Genomic DNA, 10,306 nt, shown 5'->3' with positions numbered 1-10,306 from the left:
CCCCCCCCCGCCCCCCGCCCCGCCCGCCGCGCCGGCGGGACCGCCGCCCGCGAAGAAGCGGAGGGCGAAGGACACATCCACCGCGAAGGCACAGCCTCCGGCGAAGGGCCCCGCGAGGAACCCGGCTCCGGAGCCCGCGAAGCCGCCGGCGTCGGTTGCAGGGAAGCCTGCGGCCCGGCCCGCGGCCAAGGACGCCCGCCCGGCCGCCGGCGCGGCTCCGGCGCGGACCCGGCGTCGTCTCGTGCGCCGTCCCGGTCCTCCGCGCGGTGGCACCGCCGGGCGTACCGTGACCGGGCGTCCCGGGCAGCTGAAGCTCACGCGGCGCGGCCGCGGCGCGGTCGGGGTGCTCGTGTGCTCGGTCCTCGTCGCGGGCGTGGTGCTGACCTTCGAGGGCTTCGCCGGGATGGACGGCCCGCCCCAGCCGTCCGCCGCCTCGGCGGCGCAGTCCGACGCGGCGGCGATCAAGGCGCCGCCGCCCCTCCCGCCGGCCCAGCCGACACGCATCCGCATCCGCTCCGTGAGCATCGACGCGCCGATCATGAACGTGGGGCTGGACAGCCGTGGCGTGATCGCGGCCCCGCCGCTGGAGAAGGCGGGCGAGGCCGCCTGGTTCAAGGACTCGGTCAGCCCGGGGGCCCGGGGCTCCTCCGTCATCGTGGGGCACGTCGACAACGAGAGCGGGCCCGCGGTCTTCTACAGCCTGGGGGCGCTGAAGAAGGGCTCGACCATCGACGTCGTGCGGGACGACGGCACCACGGCGATCTTCACCATCTACGGCATCGAGGTGTTCACCAAGGCCGAGTTCCCCGCCAAGCGCGTCTACGGGGACACCAAGGACCCCGAGCTGCGCGTGATCACCTGCGGCGGCACCTACAGCAAGGACTCGGGGTACTCGGGCAACGTCGTGGTCTTCGCCCGCATGTCCAAGACGAAGCAGGCCAAGGTGTGACGGGTCCGGGCGGGCGGCGGGGACCGGTCGTCAGGTCCAGGCCCCGCGTTCGGTGTACACCGCGCGCAGGGCCTCCAGCCGGTCCGTCATGATCCCGTCCACGCCCAGGTCCAGCAGGGCGCGCATCCGGGCCTCGTCGTTGATCGTCCACACGTGCACCTGCAGGTCCAGTCCGTGCGCCGCCGCGAGGAACGCGGGGTCGACGACCCGGATGCCGTACGCCTGCTCGGGGACCTGCACGCACACCGCGCCGCGCCGCCGCGCCGCGGCGAGGAGCAGCCGTTGGGCGGCACGGCCCCCGCGCGAGAGCAGCCGTAGCTCCGCCACGCCCCGGGTGCCCAGCGAACTGGCCAGCCGCGGGCCGCCCAGCGCGCGGGCCCGGACCAGCCGGGCCTCGGAGAACGAGCCCACGCACACCCGGTCCCAGGCGTCCGCGCGGCGCACCGCCTCCACCAGGGGCTCGACCGCGGCGTCCGACTTGGTGTCCACGTTCCATCGGGCGTCCGGGAACTCCTCCAGCAGTTCCTCGAACAGCGGCACCGGCTCGCGGCCCGCCACGCGGGCCCGGCCCACCTGGCTCCAGGGGAGGTCCGCGATCCGCCCGCCGGTGTCGGTGACCCGGTCCAGGGACGGGTCGTGGAAGGCGACCAGCACGCCGTCCGAGGTCAGGTGGACGTCGGTCTCCAGGTAGCGGTAGCCGAGGTCGACGGCCCGCCGGAAGGCCCAGGCGGTGTTCTCCAGGCCGTCCGCCGTGCCTCCGCGGTGGGCGAAGGCGATCGGGGCCGGGCTGTCCAGGTACGGATGGCGTATGGCGCTCACTCCGGCAGTATGGCGCGCCCCTCCGGGGTGTCCGCCACCGGCCGCCCCCCGCGGGCGACGACCACCGATTCGTCCTCCGGCCGCGACCGCGGCAGCTCGAAGAGCCGCAGGAAGAGCTGGGCCAGCGGCCCGATCGACACCGCGTACACGACCGTGCCGATCCCGACGCTGCCGCCGAGCACGAAGCCGACCGCCAGCACGGTCACCTCGATCGCGGTGCGCACCAGGCGGATCGAGCGACCCGTGCGGCGGTGCAGGCCCGTCATCAGGCCGTCGCGGGGGCCGGGGCCGTACCGGGCGGTGATGTAGAGGCCGGTCGCCACGCCGTTGAGCACCACGCCCGCCACCAGCAGCGGGATCCGCACGCCGAGACCGTGCGGCTGGGGCAGAAGGGCGAGGGTCGCGTCCATCGACAGGCCGACGACGAAGACGTTGGAGACGGTGCCGAGGCCCGGCCGCTGCCGCAACGGCCACCACAGCAGCAGGACGAGCGCGCCCACCGCCACCGAGACCAGGCCGATGCTGACCCCGGTGTGCCGCGAGATGCCCTGGTGGAGGACGTCCCATGGGTCGAGACCCAGTGCGGCGCGCACCTGCAGGGCCGCGCTCGCGCCGTAGAGGGCCAGTCCTGCGTACAGGTGCAACAGGCGGCGTGCGGTTCTGGATTGGCCCTCCACGGGACCCCCCTATGGCCATGACGAGTGGATGCGCGACACTATGTGGCATGGTCCTGGGAGAAATCCATGGCCAATGTGCGGAAGGTGGACCGGAAACCATGTCGCAGTGGACCGCAACGGTAGGGGTCACTCATCTCGCGCGTCTGCTCGAGCCCCGTCCGGCGCAGCGCGCCACCGGCCGCCGTGTCCCCGCCTACCGGGGGCTCGCCGACGGCATCCGGGTCCTGGTCCTGGAGGGGCGCGTGCCCGTGGCCGCGCGGCTCCCCGCGGAACGCGAGCTGGCGCTCGCCCTGGCCGTCAGCCGTACCACCGTCGCCGCCGCGTACGAGGCGCTGCGCGCCGAGGGCTTCGCCCGGTCACGGCGCGGCGCCGGCACGTGGACCGCGGTCCCGGAGGGCCACGCCCTGCCGACCCGCGGTCTGGAGCCGCTGCCCCCGGACGCCGCGGGCACCGTCATCGACCTCGGCTGCGCGGCGCTGCCCGCACCCGAGCCGTGGCTGACGCGTGCGGTCGAGGGCGCCCTGGCCGACCTGCCGTCCTACTCGGCCACCCACGGCGATTTCCCCGCGGGGCTGCCCGTGCTGCGCGAGGCCATCGCGGCCCGCTACACCGCGCGCGGCATCCCCACCCTGCCCGAGCAGATCATGGTGACCACCGGCGCCATGGGTGCCATCGCGGCCGCCGTGCGCCGGCTGGGCGCCCCCGGTGAGCGTGTCGCCGTCGAGTCGCCGAGCTACGCCAACGTCCTGGAACTGCTGCGCGAGAACGGTGCCCGGCTCGTCCCGGTCGCCATGCGCGAAGGGCTCGGCGGCTGGGACCTCGACGCCTGGAAGCGCGTCCTGCGCGACGCGGCTCCCCGCATGGCCTACGTCATGCCCGACTTCCACAACCCCACCGGCACCCTCGTGCCCGACGACCAGCGCCGCGCCCTCGTCGAGGCCGCCCGCGCCGCCGGGACCGTCCTCGTCGCCGACGAGACCATGGCCGAGCTGCCGCTCGACGCCGCGGCCTCCGCGCCGCGCCCGATGGCCGCCTTCGACCGCGGCGGCAGCGTCATCACCGTCGGCTCCGCGAGCAAGGCCATCTGGGCCGGGCTGCGCATCGGCTGGGTACGCGCCGCGCCCGACGTCGTGCGCCGCCTCGTCAGCGCCCGCGCCTACCTCGACCTCGGCTCGCCCGTCGTCGACCAGCTCGCGGTGGCCTGGCTCCTGCGCACGGGGGCGTGGGACGACGCGGTCGCGGCCCGTCGCGAACGGGCCCGCGCCCACCGCGACGACCTGGTGGCGGCGCTGCGCGAGCGGCTGCCCGACTGGGAGTTCGCCGTCCCGTCCGGCGGCATGACCATGTGGGTGCGGACCGGCGACGTCTCCGGCTCACGCCTCGCCGTCGCGGGCGAGCGCCTCGGCGTCCGCGTCCCCTCGGGTCCGCGCTTCGGCGTCGACGGCGCCTTCGAGGGCTACGTCCGGCTGCCCTTCACCGTCGGGGGGCCCGTCGCGCGTGACGCCGTCGAGCGCCTGGCGGCGGCCGCGCAGACCGTCCGCGACGGAGGCGGCTCCGAGGGCGAGGGCGCTGGGCTCTTCGTGGCCTGAGGCGGCCTGACGTGGCCTGATGGGCCCCCGGACAGGAGCCGGGACGGCTCGCCTGGCGAGCCGTCCCGGTCGGGGACGCCGTCCGGCTCAGCGGCCGTCGGGGAGCTCCGTGAGGCGGAGACGGAGCTCGACCTCCTGGTCGCCGGAGACCGATCCCTGCTCCTCGAGGCGGAAGGAGTCGCCGAGCACCTTCTTGACCTCGCGTACGTGACGGGGCCCGCCGGAGAGGTCCGCGGTCAGGGAGCCGTCGAGGTGGACGGGGCCGAGTTCGTGGCCGTGGCTGCGGGTGTCGACGGAGGCGGCCCACACGGTCGGGTGGGAGGACCCGGGGCGGGGCTCCACGGCCTCGGTGAGCGACTCGCCGGGACGTGTCGGGAAGGCGGCCTCCAACGCGCCGAGCACGGCTCCGGCGTCCTGCCGCTCGCAGCCGGTGAGGAGGACGTCGACGTGGGAATTGGTGTGATGACTGCTCATCAGCGGTTCTCCTCTCGCAGGAGGCCCGGCACGGTGCGTCGGGCACCGCAAGCCGCGCCCCCCTTCAGCGTAGGACGGCGACCGGGTACGCGCAGCGGGCGCCCTGCGCACCCGGCGCGCAGAGCGAGGGCCGGGTCACGTTCCGTCGCGGCGCACGGGGGTGGCCCCCGCGCGAGGGCGGGGGCCACCACGGTCGCGGGCGCCTAGAAGGTCAGCTTCCAGCTGTTGATGTAGCCGGTGTCCTGGGAGGCCACGTCCTGCACGCGCAGCTTCCACGTGCCGCCTGCGACCTCGCTCGACGCGTTGACCGTGTACGTGGCGATGACGTTGTCAGCGGAGTCGCTGCTGCTGGAGTTCTTCAGCCGGTAGCTGCTCCCGTCCGGGGCGACCAGGTCCACGACGAGGTCGCCGCGCCAGGTGTGCCGGATGTCCACGCCGACCGCGAGGGCCGCCGGGGCGTTGCCGCTGACGCCGCTGACGGTGATCGAGGACGTCACGGCCGCGCCGTTGTCGGGGACGCTGACGTCCGCGGTGTTCTCGAAGACCGTGCCGGGCGGGGGAGCGGTGGCGGTGCCCAGGGTCCAGATCGCGTTGGCGATCGCGTCGCTGTTGTTGTCCAGCGCGGTGTCGTTGATGTTCGACGCCGTGTCGCAGGAGGAGTGGTAGCAGCGGTCGAAGGCCTGCCCGGCCGTGCCGCCCCACTTCTGCGCCTGTGCCGAGGTCTTGGTGTAGTCGGCGCCGGAGAACAGCCCGCCGACCGGGATGCCCGCGCTCTTGAAGGGCGCGTGGTCGGAGCGGCCGTCGCCCTCGGTCTCGATCTCGGTCGCGAGCCCCTTGGCGGTGAAGAAGTCCTTGAAGACCTTCTCCAGCGCGGCGTTGTCGTCGTAGACGAAGTAGCCGGGGTTGGGCGAGCCGATCATGTCGAAGTTCAGGTAGCCGTCGATCTTGGCCCGGTCGGTGCCGGCCAGGCCGTTGACGTACGCCTTGGAGCCGATCATGCCCAGTTCCTCGGCGCCCCACCAGCCGAACCGCAGGTGCTTCGTGGGCTGCAGGTTCTCGCGTGCGACGGCCAGGGCGGTCTCCAGGACGGCGGCGGAGCCGGAGCCGTTGTCGTTGATGCCGGGTCCCGCGGTGACCGAGTCGAGGTGCGCCCCCGCCATGATCACGTGGTTGGTGTCGCCGCCGGGCCAGTCGGCGACCAGGTTCCAGCCGGTGGCGCCGCTGGAGGTGAACTGCTGGAGCGTGGTGGTGTAGCCGGCGGCGTCCAGCTTGGCCTTCACGTAGTCGATCGAGGCCCGGTACCCGGCTCTGCCGTGGGCACGGTTGCCGCCGTTGGCGGTGGCGATCGACTGCAGCTGGCTCAGGTGCGCCTTGACGTTCGCCACCGGGATGTCGGGGGCTGCCGCGAGTGCGGCGGGCCGTGCGGAGGCGGGTGTCGCGGACGCGGGTGTCGCGGAGGCGGTGAGCAGGGCCGCGGCGAGCGCGGTGGCGGCCCCGGCCGCGACGATCTTGAATGCGGGCACAGGTCACTCCGGTGTGTGGGGGATGGAGTTGCGCGGGACTGTGCGGGCGTTACGGAGGCGTGCTTGACGTGTGCATGCCTGGGCGCATCCTGTGGGTCGCGGGGCCTTCCGTCAAGAGCGCATACCGGACGCCGCGTTCCGGGAACCGGGCGCGCTAGGGTCGTGACATGGCTGACGACGAAGGCCCCGTGCGGGTCGACGCCTGGATCTGGTCCGTCCGGCTCACCAAGACGCGCTCCATGGCCGCCACCGCGTGCCGTGCCGGGCACGTGCGGGTCAACGGCGAGCGCGTCAAGCCCGCGCACGCGGTCCGCCCCGGTGACGAGGTGCGGCTGCGCGGTGCGGGGCACGAGCGGATCGTCGTCGTCACTCGCCTGGTGCGGAAGCGGGTCGGCGCGGCCGTCGCGGCGGAGTGCTTCGTCGACAACAGCCCTCCGCCGCCCACCCCCGAGCAGGTGCCGGCCCCCGTCCTCCGCGACCGCGGCACGGGCCGGCCGACCAAGCGGGACCGGCGGGACATGGAGCGGCTGCGCGGCACGCGCTGAGACGGGACGATGGGCGGTCAGCCCGTGGCGGTGGCCGGCAGGCCGAGGGCGGTGAGGCGCGCGCGTGCCTCGTCGAGCTGCGGCCAGCCGTCCGTTCCGGCCGGCAGCGCCTCGCCGCAACACTGCTCCCGGGCGGCGCCCACGGGGTCACCGGCGAGGGCCAGCGCCTCGGCCAGGTGCAGCCGGCACGGCCCCTCCGCCACGGGATGGCGCAGACCGCTCAGCACCGTGAGGGCGGCCTCGAACTCCCGGACCGCCCCGGCGGGATCGCCCAGCAGGACGAGCAGGCCACCGAGGTCCCCGCGGGTGTAGGCGGTCCCCGGTGCGTTGCCCGGCTCCTCGAACAGGCGCAAGGCCGTACGGTGGCAGGCCGGCGCGGTCGCCGTGCCCCCCTCCTCGCGGGCCACCAGGCCCAGGCCGTGCAGGCCGTGCAGGCCGTACGCCTCGCCCAGCCGGTTGCCGGCGCGACCCCGCACGGTACCGGCGGCCGGCATCGCCGGACGGGCCACGGCCTCGGCCCGGGGTATGCCTCGGAGCCGCCAACGCCCGGTCCCTGGGCTCTCGTTCCGGGGCGGCGTCAGGAACCGCCGTCGCCGGGGCGCCTTGTGCGGCCGACGGGTGGGCGTGGCGCGCACGGGCGGCTCCGGCCGAGCCGTCACTCGTTGTGGAGGACCTGCGCGATGGTCAGGCGGGCCGCGCGGCGGGCGGGGAGGTAGGCGCCGAGGACCGCGATGGCGATGCCCGTCAGGGCGAGGGCGGTCAGGGCCGGGGGGTGCCAGACGTCCGTCATGTACGGGGGGAGGGTCAGGTCGACCGCGTCCACCATGCGCGGGATGACCTGCCGGTAGCCCCAGATGCCCAGCGGGACGCCGAGTGCGGAGCCGAGGGCGCCGAGGACGGCCATCGAGGTCGTCATCATCACCGTGACCTGCCGCGGGGTCATCCCGATGGACTTGAGCATGCCCAGGTCTCGGCGCCGGTCGCGGGTGTTGAGGACGACCGTGTTGAAGACGCCGAGCGACGCGACGACGGCCAGCATCGCGGTGAGCACCGAGGCGGAGCCGACGACGGTCTGGGTGATGGCGTTCGGGCCCGTTACGGTCGGGCTGACGCCCGGGTCGGCGGCCGCGGCCGCGCGGGCGTAGGCGGCCGGGTCGGTGCCGTCGCGGAGCTTGACGTGGTAGGCGATGGGCTTTTCCCCGGGGGCGAGCGCCGTGAACGTCGGCCAGTCGGCGACGAGCAGTTGGCCGTCGCTCTCCATGAACGCGCCGACGACCGTCACCTCCTCGCTCCGGTCGCCCTTCCGCAGCCGCACGGCGTCGCCGACGCGCAGGCCGGACTGCCGGAGCCAGGCCGTCCCCGCGACGACTTCTCCGGCCCGCCGCATCCAGCGGCCCTCGGTGAGCACGCTGCCCAGTTCGGGCCCGTCGCCGCGGCGGCCCTCGAGCATGGCCTCGCGCGTGGAACCGGCTACCGTCACGTCCACGTCCCCCCGGGCGGTGATCCCGGCGGCTCCGGGCAACGAGCCGAGCAGGGAGGTGAGTTCGGGGTCCGAGTGTTCCGGGTCGACGACCTCGCCGTGCCGCACGTTGCTCGCGTACACGGTGACCTGGTACGCGTCCCGGCCCGCGGTGCCGAACCGGGTCATCGTCGTGGCCAGGCCGGACGCGAACGTCACCGTGGTCACGCCCAGGACCACCGCGGCCACCGTGAGGGCGCTGCGGCCGGGCCGGGCGAACGGCAGCCCTATGCCCAGGCTCACCGAACGCGGCAGCCGGCTGCCGGCCAGGTGTCGCTGGACGCCCAGGGCGCGCCCCGTCCGCGGGGCGGTGCCCGCGCTGATCGCCCGCGCCGCGGAGAGCCGGTGCGCGCGCAGCGAGGGGGCCAGCGCGGCGAGGACGCAGACGGCCGGCATGCCGAGCAGGGCGAGCACGTTCACCCACGGCGCGATGCCGACGCTGTCGTGGAACACGCCCGCGTCGGGTCCGGTGAAAGTGAACTCGAAGAAGGGCCCCGCCAGCAGGTTCCCGGCGACCACACCGACGGCGCAGCCCAGGACCGCGGGCGCGGTCACCATCACCAGGTACACGGCGAGCACTTGTCCCGGTGTGAACCCCAGGGCCTTGAGGATGCCGATGTGCCGGAAGCCGGAGATGACGGCGCCGCTCACCACGTTGGCGACGATCAGCACGGACACCACGATGCCGAGGATGCCGAAGGCCATCAGGTACGGCGCGTACGCCCGCGCCGCCCCGCCGATCCGGTGCTTGAGCGTGAGGTACGACTCGGAACCGGCGAGCGCGCCCTGCGGGAGCCGTGCGGTCACCGTCCCGAGCTGCTCGCGGAGCCGGGCGTCCGACGAGGCGTCGGAGAAGCGCAGGAGCAGCTGCGTGGTGGCCGGGTGCAGCGCGTCGATCTGGGCGGGCGCCACCCAGGCGTCGGCGGTGCGGCTCAGGTCGAAGGCGAAGCCCACGATGGTGAGCGTGGGACCGGAGGGGACCCGGATGCGTTTGCCCAGGTCGTCGGCGGTCCAGTCCGGCTGACGGTTGAGGACCACCTCGCCGGGCGCCGTCGCCCAGCGGCCCGCCCAGAGGTCCAGCCGGTCCACCGCCCCGCCCGGCTCCGCCCGGCCGACGACGGTGACCTCGCCGAAGACCCCGTACGTGGCGGTGTCCCGCGGCAGCTCGACCGTGGCCTGCGGGAAGGGTCCGCCGACGGCCTCGACGCCGGGTTCCCCCACCGCCTGGGCCAGTTGGGCGTCCGAGGTCCTGGACCGGTCGAACGCGGCGACGACATGGGGTCCGTGCTGCTTGCCGAAGGCCTTGTCGAAGGGCGCGGAGGCCGCGTCGACCAGTCCGAGCGCGACGACGATCGCCCCCGTCGAGGTCAGGGTGACCAGCGCGATGACGAGGGTCTGGAGCCTGCGCCGCCGTACGGCCGCCCGCGCGGCCCGCCACACCGCCCTCATGCGGACGGCTCCAGGGTGTGCTGCCCGGTCACCCGGCCGTCGGCGAGGGTGACCAGGCGGCTGGCGCAGCGGCGCGCGAGGTGCTCGTCGTGCGTGACCAGGACGAGCGTCTGCCCGATCTGGTTGAGGTCGAGGAGCAGGTCCATCACCTGCTCGCCCGCGCGGCTGTCCAGGGCGCCGGTCGGCTCGTCGGCGAGCAGCAGGGCGGGCCGGTTCATCAAGGCGCGTGCCACGGCGACGCGTTGCCGTTCGCCGCCGCTCAGCACGGCCGGATAGGCGTTCGCGCGGTCCGCGATGCCGAGTTCCTCGAAGAGTTCCAGGGCGCGGCGCCGGGCCGGCCGGGCGGGGGTGCCGGTCAACTGGGCGGCGAGCGCGACGTTGTCCAGCGCGGACAGGTCGTCGACGAGGTTGAAGAACTGGAAGATCATGCCGATGCGCCGCCGCCGGTACAGGGCGAGGCCCCGCTCGCTCAACCGCCCCACGTCCTCGCCGTGCACCAGCACCGTGCCGGACGTGGGCCGGTCCAGGCCGGCGATCATGTTGAGCAGGGTGGACTTGCCGCACCCGGAGGGGCCCATCACCGCGACCGCCTCCCCGGCGCGGATCTCCAGCGTGACGCCGTTCAGGGCGGTCGTCTCGCCGTATTCCTTGCGTACGCCGTCGAGCCGTACGACGGTCTTCCCGCTGCTGTCCTCAGTGACCATGAACAGGACGCTAGGGGCGAGGCGCGGCCCGGACATCCCTCCCCGGATGGCACATTGC

At 74.5% G+C, this 10,306-nt stretch carries 10 protein-coding genes; 3 read left to right on the top strand and 7 right to left on the bottom strand.

From position 1 onward, the window contains the following. The first annotated feature begins 286 nt into the window (after positions 1-286). Positions 287-949: a class F sortase gene (locus tag PV410_RS20655; RefSeq protein ID WP_500326522.1), complete on the top strand. Its 663-nt coding sequence runs from the start codon at positions 287-289 to the stop codon at positions 947-949. 30 nt (positions 950-979) lie between these two features. Here the strand turns inward: PV410_RS20655 and PV410_RS20650 are convergent, their stop codons facing one another. Together PV410_RS20650 and yczE are read right to left on the bottom strand one after the other, a co-directional pair. Then, positions 980-1,768, bottom strand: a complete 789-nt coding sequence (locus tag PV410_RS20650) for a glycerophosphodiester phosphodiesterase family protein (protein WP_500326520.1) — start codon at positions 1,766-1,768, stop codon at positions 980-982. Then, a complete protein-coding gene (gene yczE, locus PV410_RS20645) occupies positions 1,765-2,445 on the bottom strand; it encodes a membrane protein YczE (RefSeq protein WP_500326518.1) in 681 nt (226 codons plus the stop codon). The genes PV410_RS20650 and yczE overlap by 4 nt, the downstream gene beginning before the upstream one ends. Positions 2,446-2,543: 98 nt before the next feature. On the opposite strand from yczE, the gene yczR reads away from it, so the two are divergent. Beyond that, the gene (yczR, locus tag PV410_RS20640) at positions 2,544-4,034 is read left to right on the top strand and encodes a MocR-like transcription factor YczR (RefSeq protein ID WP_500326516.1); all 1,491 of its coding nucleotides are present in this window, start codon (positions 2,544-2,546) and stop codon (positions 4,032-4,034) included. 87 nt (positions 4,035-4,121) lie between these two features. Here yczR and PV410_RS20635 read toward each other — a convergent pair whose 3' ends face one another. Both PV410_RS20635 and PV410_RS20630 read right to left on the bottom strand, forming a co-directional pair. Next, complete coding sequence (locus PV410_RS20635; protein ID WP_499515581.1) at positions 4,122-4,508, bottom strand: hypothetical protein; 387 nt, start codon at positions 4,506-4,508, stop codon at positions 4,122-4,124. Between the two features lie 203 nt (positions 4,509-4,711). Continuing rightward, a complete protein-coding gene (locus PV410_RS20630; RefSeq protein WP_500326515.1) occupies positions 4,712-6,031 on the bottom strand; it encodes a M28 family metallopeptidase in 1,320 nt (439 codons plus the stop codon). A 167-nt stretch (positions 6,032-6,198) separates the two neighbouring features. Here PV410_RS20630 and PV410_RS20625 point away from each other — a divergent pair, with 167 nt between their 5' ends. Continuing rightward, positions 6,199-6,576, top strand: a complete 378-nt coding sequence (locus tag PV410_RS20625; RefSeq protein WP_499515583.1) for an RNA-binding S4 domain-containing protein — start codon at positions 6,199-6,201, stop codon at positions 6,574-6,576. Between the two features lie 17 nt (positions 6,577-6,593). Here PV410_RS20625 and PV410_RS20620 read toward each other — a convergent pair whose 3' ends face one another. The 3 genes from PV410_RS20620 to PV410_RS20610 all read right to left on the bottom strand — a co-directional run bounded on the left by PV410_RS20620 (position 6,594) and on the right by PV410_RS20610 (position 10,248). After that, the gene (locus PV410_RS20620) at positions 6,594-7,070 is read right to left on the bottom strand and encodes a hypothetical protein (RefSeq protein WP_500326513.1); all 477 of its coding nucleotides are present in this window, start codon (positions 7,068-7,070) and stop codon (positions 6,594-6,596) included. Positions 7,071-7,231: 161 nt separating this feature from the next. Next, positions 7,232-9,544, bottom strand: a complete 2,313-nt coding sequence (locus PV410_RS20615; RefSeq protein ID WP_500326511.1) for an ABC transporter permease — start codon at positions 9,542-9,544, stop codon at positions 7,232-7,234. After that, entirely contained in the window at positions 9,541-10,248 is a 708-nt protein-coding gene (locus PV410_RS20610) for an ABC transporter ATP-binding protein (RefSeq protein WP_499515586.1), read from the bottom strand. The genes PV410_RS20615 and PV410_RS20610 overlap by 4 nt, the downstream gene beginning before the upstream one ends. Between the last annotated feature and the right edge of the window lie 58 nt (positions 10,249-10,306).

The sequence above is a fragment of the Streptomyces sp. PA03-5A genome, assembly GCF_033792725.1.
Classification (GTDB): domain Bacteria; phylum Actinomycetota; class Actinomycetes; order Streptomycetales; family Streptomycetaceae; genus Actinacidiphila.
Note: the sequence above shows the minus strand (reverse complement) of the source record. Positions and strands in the feature narration are given on the sequence as shown.

What these genes read in the sequence shown, in the direction of transcription:
- yczR (WP_500326516.1), top strand. Translation starts at nt 2,544, where the DNA reads ATGTCGCAGTGGACCGCAACGGTAGGGGTCACTCATCTCGCGCGTCTG.
- PV410_RS20625 (WP_499515583.1), top strand. Translation starts at nt 6,199, where the DNA reads ATGGCTGACGACGAAGGCCCCGTGCGGGTCGACGCCTGGATCTGGTCC.
- PV410_RS20620 (WP_500326513.1), bottom strand. Translation starts at nt 7,070, where the DNA reads ATGCCGGCCGCCGGTACCGTGCGGGGTCGCGCCGGCAACCGGCTGGGC.
- PV410_RS20615 (WP_500326511.1), bottom strand. Translation starts at nt 9,544, where the DNA reads ATGAGGGCGGTGTGGCGGGCCGCGCGGGCGGCCGTACGGCGGCGCAGG.
- PV410_RS20610 (WP_499515586.1), bottom strand. Translation starts at nt 10,248, where the DNA reads ATGGTCACTGAGGACAGCAGCGGGAAGACCGTCGTACGGCTCGACGGC.
- PV410_RS20635 (WP_499515581.1), bottom strand. Translation starts at nt 4,508, where the DNA reads ATGAGCAGTCATCACACCAATTCCCACGTCGACGTCCTCCTCACCGGC.